This window comes from Bacteroides sp. AM32-11AC (assembly GCF_003603515.1).
Classification (GTDB): Bacteria; Bacteroidota; Bacteroidia; order Bacteroidales; family Bacteroidaceae; genus Bacteroides; species Bacteroides uniformis.
Genome location: NZ_QTNH01000005.1, coordinates 137,433 through 154,412, shown reverse-complemented (window position 1 = coordinate 154,412; position 16,980 = coordinate 137,433). Strand labels below are relative to the sequence as shown.

Genomic DNA, 16,980 nt, shown 5'->3' with positions numbered 1-16,980 from the left:
TTAACATATTATTTTAGAAGTACATGAAAAAATATATATTTTTTGTGGTGGGAGCAGTATGTCTGTTACTCTCATCAACTGTTTATGCCGAAGATTTGAAGAGTACCGATGCCAATATTGTCGGTCATGTAATAGAAAAAAGTACAAGGGAACATTTGCCTTATATGACAGTTTCGCTGAAAGGCACCACCATCGGGACCATGACCGATGCCACCGGTCACTATTTTCTAAAGAATCTGCCCGAAGGTGAGTTTACCTTGTCCGTCAGTGCTGTAGGGTATAAGTCGCAGGAGCGCAAAGTCGTTCTGAAACGTGGCAAGACCTTGGAGGAGAACTTTGAATTGGAAGAAGATATGGTGGCACTGGATGGAGTGGTAGTTACTGCCAATCGTAGCGAGACTGCCCGGCGCTTGGCACCTACCTTGGTCAAAGTGGTCACTCCTAAACTGTTTGAACAGACAAACTCGCATACTTTGTCGCAAGGACTGGTCTTTCAGCCCGGTGTGCGGGTAGAGACCGATTGCCAGAATTGCGGCTACTCACAAGTACGCATCAACGGCCTGGGTGGAAAATATACCCAGATATTGATAGATTCGCGTCCCATTTTCTCCTCTTTGGCAGGTGTGTATGGGCTGGAGCAGATTCCGGCCAATATGATAGAGCGTGTGGAAGTGGTGCGTGGAGGCGGTTCCGCCTTGTTCGGCTCTTCGGCCATTGCCGGAACAGTGAACATCATTACGAAGGAACCGGTCTGTAATTCAGGTTCTTTCTCGCATACCATTTCCAATTTCGACAGTTCCGGTTCGTTCGATAACAATACGGCCTTGAACCTCTCCCTTGTCTCTTCGGACAATAAGATGGGGGCTTATGTGTATGGACAAAATAGGCACCGTTCGGCCTGGGATTCCAATGGAGACGGTTTCTCCGAATTGCCGAAACTGAAGAACCAGACTATCGGTCTGAATGCTTACTACCGGACAAGTGCCTATTCCAAGCTAAGCCTTGAATACCATCATATGGAGGAATTCCGCCGTGGTGGAAGTGGTTTCAGCTTGCCGCCCCATATAGCCGAGGATGCCGACTTGAATGGTACCGGAGCACCCGGACTTGTGGAGCAGCTGAAGCACTCTATCAATACGGGTGGGCTCAAGTTCACAGCTTTCTCTAAGGACCAGAAACATACGTTCAGCACCTATGCTTCGGCTCAGCATATCGTGCGCGATAGTTATTACAGCGCTTATGGGATGACTACGGACTTTACCGGTGTGCTGGGTGCCCAGTATATTTATCATTTTGACAAGTGCTTGTTCATGCCTGCCGATTTGACCGGAGGCATTGAGTTCAATCACGACAATCTGCATGACAAGGCAACGGACGTACAGAAGTATCGTGATGCTGCTTTGGCCGAAGATCCTACGGCAACGGGTGACCGCTTGCAACAACTGATTGAGAAATATACCCCCGTCCCGTTGAACCAAATGGTGAATATAGCAAGCGCCTATGCCCAGAATGAGTGGAAGAACGAACAGTGGAGTTTCCTGATTGGCGGGCGCGTGGATAAAAACAGCATCATGGACAAGGCTGTTTTCAGTCCCCGTGCCAATATCCGTTATAATCCTACTCAGGATGTGAATATCCGTTTCAGTTATGCTGAGGGATTCCGTGCTCCACAAGCGTTTGATGAAGATCTGCATATCAGTAATGTGGGTGGAGAGTTGGTTTCCATTGTCCGCGCCAAAGGATTGAAGGAAGAGCGTTCGCGCAGCTTCAATGCTTCGGTAGATTGGTACCACTATTTCGGAGATTTCCAGGCAAACTTACTGGTGGAAGGCTTCTACACGAAACTTTCCGACCCGTTTGTCTTGACGCCTCCGGTGAAAGACCCGGACGGTAGTGCTTATCTGATACGGACCCGCATCAATGGTTCGGGAGCTAAAGTGTATGGCGGCACATTGGAAGGAAAGGTTGCCTATAAGGATAAGGTTCAGTTGCAGGCAGGGCTGACGCTTCAACGAAGTATCTATGACTCTCCCGAAGAATGGAGTGCGGATGAGGAGCACTTGTCGGAGAAAGAACGTTACAGCGACAAGATACTGCGTACTCCCGACGTTTACGGCTACTTTACAGCTACCTATATGCCGGTTAAAGCCTTCTCAATAGCTTTGAATGGCAATTATACCGGGCGGATGTACGTTCCCCATCTGCTTTCGGAGGTGAACGGTGAGGCAGACGTATTGGTAAAGAGTCCGGACTTCTTTGAGCTTGGAACAAAGATAGCTTACGACTTTGATTTTCAAGGGTTCTGTTTACAGCTCAATGCCGGTGTACAGAATATATTCAATTCTTATCAAAAAGATTTTGACAAGGGGGCAAGCCGTGACTCCGGTTATATCTACGGACCAGGTGCACCGCGTTCCTATTTTGCAGGGGTGAAACTCAGTTTTTAAAAAGAGTATTGAACCGTGCTTTTTGTTTAGCCCCGTAGATTGGTGAAACGTATTTTGCACTATCTTTGCTGCCATAAAACAGTTCAAAGCATGGAGTTACCCTCATCTTTCACCGATTATACACGCGCCCTCTTGGGTGTGGAAGAATATGAAAAGCTGGCTGCTGCCCTGGAAGGGGAGCAGCCGGTCAGTATCCGACTGAATGAAGATAAATTACCGGAATCTTCATTCAGTCTTTTTCGTTCCTCTTTGGAGCATGTTCCCTGGTCTGCTGCCGGATACTATCTGGACAAGCGGCTGACATTCACTTTCGACCCGCTGTTTCATGCAGGCTGCTACTATGTGCAGGAGGCTTCGTCCATGTTTGTGGAGCAGGCTTTGAGGCGGTATGTGGGCGAAGGACCGGTGGTGATGCTTGACCTCTGTGCGGCTCCCGGCGGGAAATCCACGCATGCCCGTAGCGTGTTGCCCGCAGGCAGTTTGCTGGTGGCCAATGAGGTAATCCGCAACCGCTCGCAGGTATTGGCGGAGAATCTTACGAAATGGGGGCATTCCGGTGTGGTGGTCACTAATAATGACCCGGCGGATTTTTCTTCCTTGACGGACTTCTTCGACGTCATATTGACGGATGTCCCCTGCTCTGGCGAGGGGATGTTCCGTAAAGACCCCGTTGCGGTAAGTGAGTGGAGTGGGGAGAATGTGGAAATCTGCTGGCAGCGCCAGCGTCGCATCGTTACGGATATCTGGCCTTGCTTGAAGCCCGGAGGCATTCTCATCTACAGTACTTGTACCTATAATACAAAGGAAAACGAAGAGAACATCCGTTGGATACGGGATGAATTCGGGGCGGAAGTATTGCCGTTGGAAATTTCTACTGACTGGAATATTACGGGTAATCTATTGTCGGGAGAGGACTTTCCCGCCTATCGTTTCCTGCCCCATCGGACGAAGGGGGAAGGATTCTTTTTGGCAGTTCTCCGCAAACCGGGCGTGAGCGACGGGAATATCTGGGCCGGGCAGGTGAAATCCAGGGAAAAAGGAAGAAAACCCCAAGGAAAAGGAGCGAAAATTCCGGGTGTTTCCAAAGAACAGCTTTCGGCACTGCGTGAGTGGCTTGTGGCTCCGGACAATTATGAATTTATCGTCAATGACAATAACGTCAGCGCTTTCCCTAAAGAATATCTCTCCGAGTTGTCGGCTTTGCGTTCGTCACTCCGTATCGTGCAGGCCGGGGTGGATGTTGCCGAGTTGAAAGGAAAAGACTGGATGCCTGCTCACGGTCTTGCCATGAATATAGCATTGCAACCGGATGCCTTTGCCCGTGAAGACATTAGTTACGAGCAAGCCATCAACTATCTGCGCAAGGAGGCTGTTGTCCTTTCGGAGATTGCTCCGCGCGGCATTGTTCTGCTCACCTACAAACAGATTCCTTTGGGATTTGTCAAGAATATAGGTAACCGTGCCAACAACCTCTATCCCCAGGAATGGCGCATACGCAGCGGGCATTTGCCGGAAGAGGTACTGGAATTGGCTGCGATTCTATAGAAACTCCCTTTCCATGTGATGCAAAGTTCCTTTCGTGCCTAAGAAATCTTAGAATAAAGCCTTTGTTCCTAAGAATAGAAGTTCTATTTTTAAGAATAAAGGCTTTGTTTGTAGAAATGAAACCTCTATTCCATATTTCCGTAGGGGCGAGGCTCACTTTCCGTAGGCAGGAAAATACTTTTCGGCTACAGCGGGCAAGGAGCTTCGTCCTCCCGGATTTGCAGTCCGGGAGCTTTTCGGGTTCTTGTCATTTAAGGACCTCGAACTGTTCTTTCCAGAGTTTGCGGTATAAACCGTCTTTCTGCGAAAGTTCCTCGTGTGTCCCTTCCTCTTTTACTTCACCATTGTGCAGCACAATAATCCGGTCGGCATGCTTCACGGTACTCAGCCTATGGGCAATGATGATAACTGTCTTGCCCGCATCTTTCATCACTTCCATTACTATTTTTACCTGATTTTCGGCAATGTTGTCCAGCGAAGAGGTTGCTTCGTCCAGAATAATAATCTCCGGATTCTTGTACAAGGCACGTGCTATGGCAATCCGTTGCCGTTCGCCGCCTGAGAGGTTCACGCCGTGCTCACCGATTTGGGTCTGGTAGCCTTTGGGCTGGCGTTCGATGAACTCTTCCAGTCCGAGCATTTCCATCAAGGCCTTTATCCGTATCATCTTGGGATGCAGTTCGCCTACGGCAATGTTTTCGGTGATGGTTCCGGAGAAAAGCTCGATGTGCTGGGGCACGGTGCCGATGCGTTGGCGCAGGCTCCGGTTGTCTATTTCGGCGATGTCATGCTTGCCGATGCGGATATGTCCTCCTTGAATGGGGTAGATATGTTGTAGCAGTGACATCAGTGTGGTTTTTCCGGAACCGCTTTCACCCACGATGGCTGTCATCTTTCCCTTCTCTATCGTCAGGTTCAGCGCAGAGAAGATTTCCTTGCGCGAACCATACCTGAAGCAGACGTCTTCAAAGCTGATGTCTCCTACCATCTCCTCGGTCAGTTCTATCTTCTGCTCCTCGTTCTGTTCGCGTTCCAGGTCCATGATTTGGAAAAGGCGGTCGGCGGCAATCAGTGCGTCTTGTATGGTCTGGTTGGAAGAAATCAGTGAACCGATGGGCGATATGACGTATCCTACCAGCGAGTAGAATACCATCAGCGTGCCCGGCGTAAGCTCCTGGTCGATGACCAGCACACTGCCCAGCCACAGGATGGCGATTGTGATTCCGGTTGATACGAACTGTATGCCTCCTTGCGCCATGATGGAACCGTAGATGCTGCGGTAAGTGTTCTTCAGCAGATGTACGAAGCGCGTTTCCGTTTTCAGGTTGGCATATTCCTCGATGCCGAAGCGCTTGATGGTGGAGATGGAGTTGAGAGATTCTACCAGTTGGGCCTCCAGGTCGGCACTGCTCTCCATGATGTGGCGCTGGTATTTGCGGTTCAGCTTGTTGAAGCTGTAGAATATCACCAGGAACAGAGGCGCGGCCAGCAGGGTAATCAGTGCTAGCTTCCACGAGTAGACGAACATCAGGCATACGGAAAACAGCAGTATCATGACGTTGACCAGCAGGTCGAGCGATACGTTGTTGATGAAGTTGCGGATTTTTACGGCATCGTTCACGCGCGATATGATTTCGCCCACCCGCATGGTGTCGAAGAACTGCTGGGGCAGTGTCAGCAGGTGCTTGTAATAGCCCAGTATCAGCGCCGCATCAATCCTTTGTCCGGTTTTCAGGGCAAGGATGCTTTTCATGGCGCCGATGAACGTGCGCAGCAACAGCAGGACGAGCATGATGACCCCCATGAGGTTGAGCAGGTTCAGGTTTCTGTCCACCAGTACATAGTCGGTGATTTTCCCGACGTAAATGGAAGTGGATAGTCCCAGAATACTGTAGATAAGTGCTCCGAAGACGGCTTGCAGCATTACGCTTTTGTGCGGTGCCATCAGCGAAAGGAATTTCTTCGTCATGCCGGTTTTCTCATTTCCGGTTTTGAAGGTTGCTTCCGGTTCCATCAAGATGAGCACTCCCGTCCACTCTATCAGGAAGTCCTCATGGTCCATTTTGTGCATCTGTCCGTCTCCGGGGTCCATGTAGACTATGTGCGTGTCCGCCACTTTGTAGATTACGATGAAGTGTTGCAGCTCTCTTTTCACTACGATGTGGGCAATGGCGGGCTTGGGCACCAGCTTCAATGCATCGAACTCGGCGCGCACGCCTTTGGCAGACAGCCCCAGCTTGGCGGCTGCTTCTATCATTCCCAGCACATTGGTTCCCTTCTGGTCGGTGAAGGCATATTGGCGGATGCGTGCCACGGGAAATTGCAGCCCGTAGTAGGCACATACCGAGGCGAGGCAGGCAGCCCCACAGTCCGTAATGTCGTGTTGTTTGATTTTGATTCCTTTTCTGAGTCTCATAATTGTTTCCTTTTTTAATTGTTTCTTGCCATCATGTTTTCGCTTTCATATTGTCGCGGGTTTGCCCAGTCGTCCATCTTCTGGTATAGCAGGTCGAAGAGCGAACGGCGTGTCACCATGAAATGGGCGCTGACTGTCATTCCCTTCTTCAACCGGCCTATCCGTCCGTTTTTCCGTTTCAGGTAATCGCGCTCCATTTCACATTTCACCTTGTAGAAGGAGTTGCCTTGGGCATCGGTCAGGAAGTCCGATGATATGTCTTTCACCTTTCCCGGTAGAGTTCCCCACTCGTTGTAGTTGAAGGATTCCACTTGCACATGCACCGGCATGCCTATGCTCATGAACCCTATGTTTCGTGGGGCTACGTAGACTTCCGTACACAGCGTGGAGTCGGGGCTGATTACTGCAAGCGACTGGCCTGCCTGAATGCTGCTGCCCTTGTAGATGCCCGAGAACTGGTCTACGGTACCTGCCACCGGGCTGCGTACAATGTACATGTCCTTGTCCTTCTGCTCTTGTTTCAGTGTGGTGCTCATTTCGTTGCACTGGTTGCGATAGCTGTTCAGGTCTGCTTGCCAAGTACTGATTTGGCTTTGTATCAGTGAGGCAAGTTCATTCTGCTGGCTTTGATATTGAAAGTAGTAGCTGTCATATTCTTCTTCTGAAATCAGTTTTTTGTTGAACAGAATCTTTTCGCGTTCGTATTCCTTCTTGGCTTTAGTGAGGGATGTTTCCAGTTCGTTTTTCCGTTTGGTGAAGTAGGTATATTCTTGTTGGCGCACCGGAGAACGGAAATTTGCAGGAACCTCTCCGCGTGACAGATAGGTGAGGTCTGCCAGATGCGCTTCATAGTCGTTCAGGCAGTTGGTCTGATAAGTAATCTTGTAATCGGGATTGCTGGTGCGGAATCGCAGCAGAATATCCCCTTTGTTCACTTGCTGCCCTTCGCGGACGTATACGGAATCTACCAGTTCGGTGACGGCTGCCTTGATTTCCGTCTTTTCCGTTACCGGGCGTATCACTCCGCTGCCTTGTACGGAGATGTCTATATAGATAAAGGGGAGGGAGATGAGGGCGGCGGTAACGGCTGCCAATACTACCCAATAGATGGCTTGTGATTTGGTGGTGTGCTGATAGTTGTAGACTTCAATGCTGTTTTCTATCCATTCGTTCGGTAAAAGTGACATATCTTCTTGCTTTAAGGGTTAATACTTTTGTTCTTAATTAATGGAGCAAAGGTAGGGCGATAAAGGAAGAAGATATGTTAGGGGAATGTTAGTCGTAGGTTAAAGTTCCACGCTGACTCCGCTTGTCTGTAAAGATCTTATTTGCAGATTTTCTTTTGAGGGCTAACGGTGAAAGGCATCTTCGGGATGCGAAAAAGAAAAAGCCTGCATTAAAGCAGGCTTTCACAAATATTTTTTTCTATACAATAGGAATGAATCCTTTGAAAAATACATATGCACCGAAGAGAGCTAAGGCACCAGTAAGGGTTGAGCCAATTGCATGCCCAATTTCTCGGCCTTCTTCAAAGCCGCCACCATATATTTCCTGCTGTTCATTAAGTGTTAAATTTTTCATACTTCATATTTTATTAAAGACCTACTAATCCTTGAAAAAAGCCACATATTAAACCTCCCAAAGTGCAAAGGTTATCCCAATTTTGGTTTATAACATCTTGGTCCATATAGTATGCTCTAGGAACCTCTCCACCATTAATGTTCTGTAATTCAGTCTTACTCAAACTGATAAGTATTTCTGTATTATTCATTGTTCATTCTTTTTTTTATTTTAATATAATCTATCATTATAAAGAGTACTAAAATCCTAATAGCTACTCTCATCGAATGCATTATTTCCTTTTTTAAATCAAAACATTCATCTTTTAAATATAAAACGCAAAGCGCCATTAATGTTAATGATGTAAATGCGATTATAGTCTTAAGTATTGCATCCAATCTTCTGTCATCACACAATTTAATTGTTTTCATCTTCTTTAATGTTGTTAATTTGCGTTCTATTCGTTTATTTTCTTAATCGGGGTGTCTCTAATTCTCATATTATTAGGTTATTATTAGTTAATGCGCTTTTCTATTGCGATTAATAGAATTTGAAATCCTCTTTGCTTGGTGTCTTAAAATCCGGCATACCATTGTTGTCGTCTATGGGCTTAATGGGAGAATCGGTGGGGGCATATCCTCCCGATACAACTCTCTGCTCTTTTTTTGTTAAAGGCTTTACCTTGTGTTCGATGTTCTTTTCCATTGTTTTTCTTTTTAAAGTTAATGTTTGAATAATGAATCTCTGATAGTAAGCGGTGTTGTAAATGCGCTGCTGAAACCGATATCTGCATCGCTGATGCAACAACCGCTTAAAAACATATCTTAGGGTTTTGATTTTTCTCTACGTACACTTATGATATAATGGGCGCTTTGTAAGGCAATTCCAGTTAATACAACCAGCCATCCGTCTGCTTGAAACGATTTGTTTGTTAGGAATTCAGTTATTTTCAAAGCGCAAGGAAATCCTATCATAAAGGTACAAGCAAATAGCAGAGACTTTAAACGCTTGCCATCCGTCTGTTTTGGTTCTTTTCGGATGCTAAGGGGAAATAGGACGGCAAATGCGATTGATGTCAATATTCCGATGATGTCATAATGCTTGTCATATAGAAATGACACAATGAAAATCATATAAAGCACGATGATTGACATATTGTATTTTGCAGTAGTATTTGCACACATAAGTCTCAATTTAGTTGCTTAAACACATGTCGCAGGCATATGAAAATCCTGCTCCCCAAAGTATTCCCATCACTCCGCTACAGGTTGTGCCAAGTACTCCTCCTATCCCATCTGCAACGATTACGGCCCGTGATTGGGAATCTCTTGTTTGTGGCCAATATTCATCCGAGCCTTCGGCTATATTTTTGAATACGATTAGAAGATGCCCTCCTTTCTTGTTCTTGTTCTGCTCAATGAGTGAAAGGTTCTGTTCGCTTAATGGATTTCCGTCTGGGTCGGAAATGATTTCAATAGCCTTTTTTACGTCAATGTCGATATTGTCATTTGCATTAATGCGTTTTAAGACGAGTGTGCGGATGCTTTTTACGTCAAAGTCTTCGATTGCCATATTCTCAAACTCGCTGAAGTCGGCATTGTCGTTGTCCGCTCTGGTCATAATTTCATTATAGCAATATTTGCCATTGTCATTCAGCCTCTGAAAACAGTTGACTAAATCTTTCATTTTAGTTTTATTGCTTATGCATAATCCGATTTCCGAATCTTTCATTTGTTCCAATAGGTAATTGTGAACTTTTCCGACACTATCTATAGTAGCAGAAATTGTTCCCTTTTCTTTGCTGAAGGAGGCATTCATGTCATTGTCGTTTTGGCATCCGAAGAATGCAGCCAAACATAATGATGCTAATAAATAAAAATACTTGTTCATTGTTTTTTCTTTTTTAAAGTTACTGTTTGAATAGTGAGTCTCTGATAGTAAGCGGTGTTGCAAATACATTGCTGAAACCGGTATCTGCATCGCAGACGCAACAACCGCCATACGTGTTGATACATTCTTCCAATGTGAGGGCTCTCATAGCTCGATTGACTCTTTTCCCCAATAAGGAGACATTACATTAAGTCGCTCCATATGTCTCCTGGCATGTTTATTGGTGGTATATTGTGGCAACATACTACTAAATCTTCCGGTCTTATAATCATTGGAGGTATTCCAATATATCCACCGTTAATACTCTCTGCTTGCTTCTCGTCAATGGGGTTAAGCCCCAGCTCTTTTAAATTTTTCATAATCGATAATTTTGTGTTTGTTAGACATATTGTTAATAAAATCGTTTAGCTTGATATAGGAATGAATCAAATGTTTCCATTCCAACCGAATCATTTTGCATTTTTGTTTCCAGTCTTTACTTTCTTGACCCAGAAGCTGTCGCTCTGCTTCGCAACTGCCACCACATAAGTATTTAGCCCAGCATTGTCGGCAACTTGCAAGTTGTGATACTTCTTTTGAACGGAAAAGCTGTAATCTGCTGTTATCAATACCTTCGGACACATTTCCTACGGACATATCTTGATAGGAAAGCATGTTCTGGCATGGATAATACTCTCCTGCTTCGTCTACAATAAGGCTGCTTCTGCCTGCTGCACATCCCTGGTATCTTACGCTCTTGGTTCTTAGACGGTTGATATTCCTTTGAAAGTCGTTGCAGTAGATGGTTTCTTTGCCCATAAACTTTCGGGTAAAAAAGTTCATGACCTCGCCCAGTTGCTTGTCTATTGTCTTAATGCCGTTGGCATCAAAGTGGGTCGTGCTCCGGTCCTTTACGTCGGAATCAATTGTAAAGGCATAAGAGTAAGGGACTTCCATGCTCTCGAAAAAAAGGAACGTCTCGAGTAACCTTGTGTTCTTTGGGCTGATGGTAGCCCTTAGATTGAAATCCACACCACCTTTTTTGAGTCTTTCTATATTTTCGGTTATTCGTCTGAAACTGCCGCGACCGTTAAAGAATACCCGGTTTGCATCATTCACCTTTTGCGGCCCGTCAATGCTGACTGTAACGGTGAACTTTTCTTGTACAAAGAAGTTCATCATGTCATCGTCTATCAATGTGCCATTGGTGTTCAGTAGGAAGCATACGTTTTTGTTCCGTCGGAATATGATTTCTTCTTTGGCTATTTCCACTACGTCTCTGACAAACTGCTTGTGTAATAGCGGCTCGCCGCCGAAGAAGTAAATGGTGTATCGTTCGCTGTCGGGATTACCTTCAAGCATGTTGGCAATTGCGTTTCTGGCTACCGAAAGGGACATCACGCTTTTTCTGTCTTGCAGGGTCGAAGCAAAACAATATTTGCAGGACATGTTGCAGCCATGCGTTATGTTCAGTGTCAGCATATCTTGTTTTTGCTTTTCGCAGCAGGCGGAAGGTACTGTACATAAACTTTTAAGGGTTTCCGTCACCTTGTCAATGGTGGTGTCTCCTAAGGTATTGCCGTCGTCTCTTCCCGCGCATCTTTTGAAATAGGCATCCATCGTGGGATTGCTTATTTCCAGAATCTGCTGGCTGCCGGATAGGAATACATATTTCTTTTTGTCGAAAGAAAAGATATGAAAATCTCCTTGCTGTAATAAATTGTTCATGTCCGAAAGGGTTTATTTGTATTAGTGATATACTCAATGGTTGAATCTTTTTATATGTACAAAGCGCTTGTACAATAAAACAATCAAAACAATTCCTCCTGCAACCTTTATTGTGGCGTTATATCCTGACAGTAGAATGAGGGATAAAAGAAAGATGATGACGATGGCTACCAATGCGGGTATAGGATGGTGAAGATAATCCATAACAGTATATCTTTTTCTAAGAAGAGTATAGATGGATATTATCCCTAATAAGAAAATCGGTTTCTGTACCCATTCGATAGGTATAAAGAATGCTGTAATAATCAAAATCAGACTAATGGTACCGCTGAAAAGTATCTTATTCATAATCATCATCATTTATAATAGGTTTAACAAAATGCGGCTGTATATGCAAGTCCGCCTACACAGCCTACTAAGGCTGCTCCCCATGCTGCACCCACTCCTATAGCTCCACCGACAGCAGCTCCTACTCCCGTCATAGTGGCTAAGTCAGCTATGATGACACTCGAGAGGCTTGCTGCGACATCGCATGCTGAAATATTTGCCCTCGTTGAGATTGTATTTGTGGCAAAATTGATGTTTTTAAATAAATTGTGGTTACTCTCAAGGAAAATGAAAATCTTTGTTGCAGCTTCTTTCTCATGTTCTTCTTCAAATGATTCTTTTACCGCTTCTAAAAAAGAATAAAAATCCTTGTAAGAGCTTCTAATGGAGGCATATGCAGAGAGTTTACTTAAGAAATCATTCTGTTCTGCTGTTAATTGTACAGTAGAGAAATCAACGTCTGTTATTGGAGATTTTTCAGGAGATTTGAATATCTCTTTATGAATAAGGCTGATTTCAGTTAGTGAAAGTTGTCTTTGGGTTTTTGCACTTTGAAATTCTATTTCTCTTATTGCCGTTTCAATTTTCTCAGAAGTGTAAATGGAGGAATAAACCGCATTTTTTTGAGGCAATGGTTGGTTTGTGACGGGCTCATCTGTAGATTGACATGAGGTGATTGATACTGCTACAATTGCAGCGAATAATAAGCTTGATTTCATAAGTAGTTGATTTTAAAAATTAATAAATATGTTCTATTTTGTTACTGCAAAGATAAGTAGGGACTTTCATTGTGTATGTTATTGTTATGTTAGTTCTACGTTAAACTTGCTGTTTCTCTGTTTGGAGGTTTGCTTGAAAAAGTCTGTCTTGAAATCCCCTTTCCTGTCTTTAAGAGAGTGTGTTTGTGTTGCTGCTGTGTTTGTGTTGTTTTGACTTTTTGTTCAAGCACAGACTTTTTCAAGAATCTCCTTTATTTCCCTATCGGGGTGGTTTCCACAGATTGGGCCTGCTGCATCTGCCGGCTCTTATGAATTTGATGTCTTTCATTGTTCTTTGTTTTTTGCTGTTGTTGTATTTGTTTTAAGTTGATGTTGCAAAGTTAAGCGCTTCACTTTGTATCTTTTGTTAGGGTAATGTTAGTTTTACGTTAAACTTTCATTGTTCCTCAACAGAGCAGGGGCGGAAACTTTAGTGTGTTCTGCGGATATTGCGGGTTATAATACTTCTTTTTCGTTTTCATTGATTTTAGTCTTTAATTGTTAGTGTTCTCTTGGTTTGATGTTGCAAAGTTATGGGCTTTGTTTCGGGACTAATGTTAGAGCAATGTCAGTTCTACGTTAAAGTTTACGTCTTTGTTTTTTGAGGATTTGTAGTTCTCATTTGGTGGCGTAAAGCTATTCTGGTATATTCTTTACGATGAGGATGTCTTTTCCGTTGATATTTATTATTTCATATACAACTCTTCCTCCAAAAATTTGCATTTCTTCTTCCTTGGTTAATTCAATAATAAGTTCTTTCATTGTTCTAATAATTTAAAGTTATACATTATTTCTTTCTTTTAATACCGCAAAAATATAAGGGAAGATTTTTATAATCTGTTAGAAAAATGTCAGTTTTAGGTTAAAGTTTTAATTTAATTAATATCTTTGCAACGTAAATGAAATTAATGAAGAAACAAAAATATAAATACATTCGTTTGTTTACCTTTTTAGGTTTGATTGCTGTACTGTCATTGCAGACAGTATGGATATATAATACTTATATGCTTATAAGGTATAATATTCAGAAGGATTGTTGTGAGGTTTTGGAAGAGGCTATTGAAAATGAAATGAAAATAAGAATGGCATGTACTCCAGAAGGAACACAAGTCATAGGAGGTGAAGTGAATGGTACCATAAATCCGCTGACTTATTTTTGTGAGAACTTGTCTAATATGGGATATAAAATGTCTCTGTTAAAAGTGGATTCCATAGCATCTGCTTTGCTGAAGGAATATAGTATTGAAAGTAATTTTGTTGTTTGTACCATGAATCCTCAGAATGATAGCATTTTGCAAGTTAGTAAGAAAGAAAAATTACCTCTATGGGGCATCATAAAGTCTGCCCCATTTGCTATAAAATCAGATTCCACTGAAGCTGTACAACTTGTTCTTGTCAATCCTTATAAAGTATTTTTTGAACGTATGGGCTTGTTGATGATAGCCTCCTTTATCATGCTGGTTTTGGTAATCGGTTGCATTATCTATCAGATTAAAGTAATCATCTATCAGAAGAAAGTGGCCAAGCTTCGTGAAGACTTCTCATATGCTATGATTCATGACATGAAGACACCGCTTAGCTCTATCATGATGTGCTCTGATGCGTTGAATGACGAGAAGATAGAAAGTATGCCGGAATTGAAAAAAAGCTTTCTGGGAGTGGTGAAGTCTGAAACCGTGCATTTGCTGAAGTTGATAAACAGACTGTTGACTATCTCGAAGCTGGAAAACGATAAACTAACGATGGTAAAAGAGAAAGTGAAGCTAGAACCGATGCTTGAAAGAATAAGGGAAACCTTTAAGGCAAAATCTACCAAGCCGTTGCATTTCACGTTAAACCTGCAAGCCAAGGAAGTGAATGCTGACAAGGAATATCTGGAAGAGGCTGTCTATAACTTGGTGGACAATGCCGTGAAATATTCTAAAGACGAGGGGGAGGTAGAGATAGAAATAACTTCGGAGTGCAGCGGAGGTTATTCCTGCATCAAGGTGCGCGACAACGGTATCGGTTTTTCTGAAGAAGATAAACGTAAGATATTTGATAAATTTGAGCGTGGTTCTGCCATCAAAAGCTCCCGTTTGGGCAAGGTCGCAGGGTTTGGATTGGGACTGAACTATGTGTATCGGGTGATGGAGGCACATGGAGGGACAGTGACGGCAAGCAGCGTGGTTGGAAAATTCAGTGAATTTACATTGTATATGTCAGCATCGGAGGAAGAGGATACTGAAAACAAAATGATAGATGGAAAACAAAATTAAATTGCTTTTGGTGGAAGATGATTCCATGTTGACCTATGTCGTAAAGAGCAGTCTGGAAGGACTGATTGGAGGATATGAGGTTATTACGGCTGTTAATGGGCAAGAAGGCTTGAAAGCATATCAGGAGTATCATCCGGATATTATTATCTCGGATGTGGATATGCCGGTGATGAATGGTCTTCAGATGGTGGAGCGCATCCGTGAAGTGGATGGAAATATACCTATCCTACTGGCTTCGGCGTTGGGCTCGCCCAAAGATGTGACCAGTGGATATAAGTTAGGAGCCGACAACTACGTGAAGAAGCCTTTTGTGGCTGAAGAACTGGATGCACATATACATGCTTTGCTTAAATTGAGAAAAGGACAGCCTTCGCGCAATGAAACAGATTGCTACCACTTCGGGCAATACACACTGGATGCCGCACACGCAACCCTTAGGAATGACAAAAACGGTGAGAAAACAGTGTTAAGTCGGCGCGAAGCCGGAATTCTCAGACTTCTTGCACAGAACAAGAATCAAGTAGTGAAACGGGGTGCTATTGTCAGCCACAATTGGGAGACTCAGGATGAAAACGACTACTTTATCTCGCGTAGCCTTGATACCTATCTGGTGAAACTACGCAAATGCTTGGAAGACGATCCTACGGTGTCCATAAAGACAGTCAGAGGGGTGGGGTTGATGTTGGTAGAGGAATAATTGAGTAGGAGTGTATCATTTTTTTATTGTTTCTTCAATGCAGTATTTTGTTTGTTCAAGCATTTTCTATATATAGATAACTGTTTTAAAACTAATACTATTTTGCTTATGCTTAAAAAAACGATTACTGCCTTAAGCCTACTTTGTATCCTTGCAGCCTGCCAGAGTGACGACAACTCTTCACCACAACCCAAGCCTCGCAAAGACATTGCCTTGACCCGTGCCGAGCAGGAGATGATGGATTTAGGAACGGATTTCGCTTTCCGTTTCTTTAATCAGGTTTGTAAAACTGAGGTGGAAAAGCCCAATCTGTTCATCTCTCCTTTGAGCGCTTCGCTCTGTCTGTCTATGATTGCCAATGGAGCGTTGGGAAACACACTATCTGAGATGACAGATGTCCTGGGCTTTTCGGGCTATTCGTTGGAAGAAATGAACAACTATAATAAGAAGCTGGTGGAGGCGTTGCTCGATTTGGACAATACCACACAGTTGGGAATTGCCAATTCCATCTGGATAAAGAAAGGGTTCGGTGTTCATGACGACTTTGTAAGCGTAAACAAAAAGATGTATGACGCGCAAGTGCAGGAGCTGGATTTTGCCTCTCCCAAGGCTCCGGACATTATAAACGGCTGGTGTGCCGGGAAAACGAATAATTGCATCCCCAAAGTCTTGAATGAGATTCCGGAGACGGCGCGTCTTTATCTGTTGAATGCGCTTTATTTCAAGGGGATTTGGAAGAATCAATTCAAAAAATCGGATACGGCAGAAGAGGCTTTTACGAATGCTGACGGAAGCAAATCGACTGTACACATGATGAATCTTCGTGACGAGAGATTCAACTATGCCGAGAATGAGTATTTCTCAATGGCAGAGTTGCCTTACGGCAATGAGGCTTTCAGTATGGTGGTGCTCTTGCCGGCAGAGGGAAAATCGTTGGATGAGTGCCTGCCGCAGCTGAATGACGAGCGCTGGGGGGAATGGAACAGTAGTTTATCAAGCTCTGCCTTGAACCTTAAGTTACCCCGGTTTGAAATGGAATATGATAAAGAACTCATTGACGATATGATGGCAATGGGAATGCAAGAGGCTTTTACTCCATCGGCCGATTTTTCCGGAATGGCGGATGAGGATTTGTTTATCAGTTTGCTGCAACAGTTCACTTATGTGAAAGTGAATGAAGAGGGGACGGAAGCTGCGGCTGTAACTGTCGGAGGAATGGACGTGGCCGCTTCCGGACCAAGTATGGTAATTCCGTTCTATGTGGACCGTCCTTTCATCTTCCTGATAAAGGAGAAGAGTACGGGAGTTATTCTGTTTATGGGTAAAGTCACAAAACTATAACTACAATATATTGAAATAGAAAGAGCTGTCTGCC

General features: G+C 43.9%; 18 protein-coding genes. 5 read left to right on the top strand and 13 right to left on the bottom strand.

Translation table 11 applies throughout. The features are described 5' to 3' along the window. Nucleotides 1-23 precede the first annotated feature (23 nt). Nucleotides 24-2,447 carry a TonB-dependent receptor gene (locus DW800_RS07020; RefSeq protein WP_057281619.1) on the top strand — a complete coding sequence of 808 codons (2,424 nt, stop codon included), beginning with the start codon at nt 24-26 and terminating at the stop codon, nt 2,445-2,447. A 90-nt stretch (nt 2,448-2,537) separates the two neighbouring features. After that, nucleotides 2,538-3,992, top strand: a complete 1,455-nt coding sequence (locus DW800_RS07015; protein ID WP_057281620.1) for a methyltransferase RsmF C-terminal domain-like protein — start codon at nt 2,538-2,540, stop codon at nt 3,990-3,992. Between the two features lie 247 nt (nt 3,993-4,239). On the opposite strand, the gene DW800_RS07005 is transcribed toward DW800_RS07015, so the two are convergent. The 13 genes from DW800_RS07005 to DW800_RS20025 form a co-directional block, all read right to left on the bottom strand. Beyond that, on the bottom strand, nt 4,240-6,408 hold the full coding sequence (locus DW800_RS07005; RefSeq protein ID WP_057281621.1) for a peptidase domain-containing ABC transporter: 2,169 nt from the start codon (nt 6,406-6,408) through the stop codon (nt 4,240-4,242). Between the two features lie 14 nt (nt 6,409-6,422). Further along, nucleotides 6,423-7,595: an HlyD family secretion protein gene (locus DW800_RS07000; RefSeq protein WP_057281622.1), complete on the bottom strand. Its 1,173-nt coding sequence runs from the start codon at nt 7,593-7,595 to the stop codon at nt 6,423-6,425. A gap of 238 nt (nt 7,596-7,833) precedes the next feature. Next, complete coding sequence (locus DW800_RS19635) at nt 7,834-7,989, bottom strand: hypothetical protein (protein ID WP_165852445.1); 156 nt, start codon at nt 7,987-7,989, stop codon at nt 7,834-7,836. A gap of 13 nt (nt 7,990-8,002) precedes the next feature. After that, complete coding sequence (locus tag DW800_RS06995) at nt 8,003-8,179, bottom strand: bacteriocin (protein ID WP_117703640.1); 177 nt, start codon at nt 8,177-8,179, stop codon at nt 8,003-8,005. Continuing rightward, entirely contained in the window at nt 8,172-8,399 is a 228-nt protein-coding gene (locus tag DW800_RS06990) for a hypothetical protein (protein ID WP_057281623.1), read from the bottom strand. Before DW800_RS06990 ends, DW800_RS06995 begins: the two co-directional genes overlap by 8 nt. Nucleotides 8,400-8,508: 109 nt before the next feature. Continuing rightward, nucleotides 8,509-8,673 carry a hypothetical protein gene (locus DW800_RS19630; protein WP_153881080.1) on the bottom strand — a complete coding sequence of 55 codons (165 nt, stop codon included), beginning with the start codon at nt 8,671-8,673 and terminating at the stop codon, nt 8,509-8,511. Between the two features lie 489 nt (nt 8,674-9,162). After that, nucleotides 9,163-9,858 (bottom strand): hypothetical protein, encoded by a 696-nt coding sequence (locus DW800_RS06980; protein ID WP_133303832.1) that lies wholly within the window; start codon nt 9,856-9,858, stop codon nt 9,163-9,165. Between the two features lie 19 nt (nt 9,859-9,877). Then, a complete protein-coding gene (locus DW800_RS20030) occupies nt 9,878-10,006 on the bottom strand; it encodes a hypothetical protein (protein WP_259296632.1) in 129 nt (42 codons plus the stop codon). A 34-nt stretch (nt 10,007-10,040) separates the two neighbouring features. Then, a complete protein-coding gene (locus DW800_RS19625) occupies nt 10,041-10,217 on the bottom strand; it encodes a hypothetical protein (protein ID WP_153881081.1) in 177 nt (58 codons plus the stop codon). Beyond that, nucleotides 10,189-11,565 (bottom strand): radical SAM/SPASM domain-containing protein, encoded by a 1,377-nt coding sequence (locus tag DW800_RS06975; protein ID WP_057281626.1) that lies wholly within the window; start codon nt 11,563-11,565, stop codon nt 10,189-10,191. Before DW800_RS06975 ends, DW800_RS19625 begins: the two co-directional genes overlap by 29 nt. A gap of 33 nt (nt 11,566-11,598) precedes the next feature. After that, nucleotides 11,599-11,913 carry a hypothetical protein gene (locus DW800_RS06970; RefSeq protein ID WP_133303831.1) on the bottom strand — a complete coding sequence of 105 codons (315 nt, stop codon included), beginning with the start codon at nt 11,911-11,913 and terminating at the stop codon, nt 11,599-11,601. A gap of 23 nt (nt 11,914-11,936) precedes the next feature. Continuing rightward, nucleotides 11,937-12,611 (bottom strand): glycine zipper family protein, encoded by a 675-nt coding sequence (locus DW800_RS06965; RefSeq protein ID WP_057281628.1) that lies wholly within the window; start codon nt 12,609-12,611, stop codon nt 11,937-11,939. A gap of 675 nt (nt 12,612-13,286) precedes the next feature. Further along, entirely contained in the window at nt 13,287-13,412 is a 126-nt protein-coding gene (locus DW800_RS20025) for a hypothetical protein (RefSeq protein ID WP_255260550.1), read from the bottom strand. 308 nt (nt 13,413-13,720) lie between these two features. Between DW800_RS20025 and DW800_RS06960 the strand changes: the two genes are divergently transcribed. From DW800_RS06960 to DW800_RS06950, 3 genes are all read left to right on the top strand, one after another. Next, complete coding sequence (locus DW800_RS06960) at nt 13,721-14,908, top strand: sensor histidine kinase (RefSeq protein ID WP_165859892.1); 1,188 nt, start codon at nt 13,721-13,723, stop codon at nt 14,906-14,908. Beyond that, nucleotides 14,892-15,605 carry a response regulator transcription factor gene (locus tag DW800_RS06955; protein WP_057281630.1) on the top strand — a complete coding sequence of 238 codons (714 nt, stop codon included), beginning with the start codon at nt 14,892-14,894 and terminating at the stop codon, nt 15,603-15,605. The genes DW800_RS06960 and DW800_RS06955 overlap by 17 nt, the downstream gene beginning before the upstream one ends. A gap of 108 nt (nt 15,606-15,713) precedes the next feature. Beyond that, nucleotides 15,714-16,946, top strand: a complete 1,233-nt coding sequence (locus DW800_RS06950) for a serpin family protein (protein ID WP_119957930.1) — start codon at nt 15,714-15,716, stop codon at nt 16,944-16,946. Nucleotides 16,947-16,980 lie beyond the last annotated feature (34 nt).

Coding starts and splice junctions, on each gene's coding strand:
- DW800_RS07020 (WP_057281619.1), top strand. CDS start 24: ATGAAAAAATATATATTTTTTGTGGTGGGAGCAGTATGTCTGTTACTC.
- DW800_RS07015 (WP_057281620.1), top strand. CDS start 2,538: ATGGAGTTACCCTCATCTTTCACCGATTATACACGCGCCCTCTTGGGT.
- DW800_RS07005 (WP_057281621.1), bottom strand. CDS start 6,408: ATGAGACTCAGAAAAGGAATCAAAATCAAACAACACGACATTACGGAC.
- DW800_RS07000 (WP_057281622.1), bottom strand. CDS start 7,595: ATGTCACTTTTACCGAACGAATGGATAGAAAACAGCATTGAAGTCTAC.
- DW800_RS19635 (WP_165852445.1), bottom strand. CDS start 7,989: ATGAAAAATTTAACACTTAATGAACAGCAGGAAATATATGGTGGCGGC.
- DW800_RS06995 (WP_117703640.1), bottom strand. CDS start 8,179: ATGAATAATACAGAAATACTTATCAGTTTGAGTAAGACTGAATTACAG.
- DW800_RS06990 (WP_057281623.1), bottom strand. CDS start 8,399: ATGAAAACAATTAAATTGTGTGATGACAGAAGATTGGATGCAATACTT.
- DW800_RS19630 (WP_153881080.1), bottom strand. CDS start 8,673: ATGGAAAAGAACATCGAACACAAGGTAAAGCCTTTAACAAAAAAAGAG.
- DW800_RS06980 (WP_133303832.1), bottom strand. CDS start 9,858: ATGAACAAGTATTTTTATTTATTAGCATCATTATGTTTGGCTGCATTC.
- DW800_RS20030 (WP_259296632.1), bottom strand. CDS start 10,006: ATGAGAGCCCTCACATTGGAAGAATGTATCAACACGTATGGCGGTTGT.
- DW800_RS19625 (WP_153881081.1), bottom strand. CDS start 10,217: ATGAAAAATTTAAAAGAGCTGGGGCTTAACCCCATTGACGAGAAGCAA.
- DW800_RS06975 (WP_057281626.1), bottom strand. CDS start 11,565: ATGAACAATTTATTACAGCAAGGAGATTTTCATATCTTTTCTTTCGAC.
- DW800_RS06970 (WP_133303831.1), bottom strand. CDS start 11,913: ATGAATAAGATACTTTTCAGCGGTACCATTAGTCTGATTTTGATTATT.
- DW800_RS06965 (WP_057281628.1), bottom strand. CDS start 12,611: ATGAAATCAAGCTTATTATTCGCTGCAATTGTAGCAGTATCAATCACC.
- DW800_RS20025 (WP_255260550.1), bottom strand. CDS start 13,412: ATGAAAGAACTTATTATTGAATTAACCAAGGAAGAAGAAATGCAAATT.
- DW800_RS06960 (WP_165859892.1), top strand. CDS start 13,721: ATGAAAATAAGAATGGCATGTACTCCAGAAGGAACACAAGTCATAGGA.
- DW800_RS06955 (WP_057281630.1), top strand. CDS start 14,892: ATGGAAAACAAAATTAAATTGCTTTTGGTGGAAGATGATTCCATGTTG.
- DW800_RS06950 (WP_119957930.1), top strand. CDS start 15,714: ATGCTTAAAAAAACGATTACTGCCTTAAGCCTACTTTGTATCCTTGCA.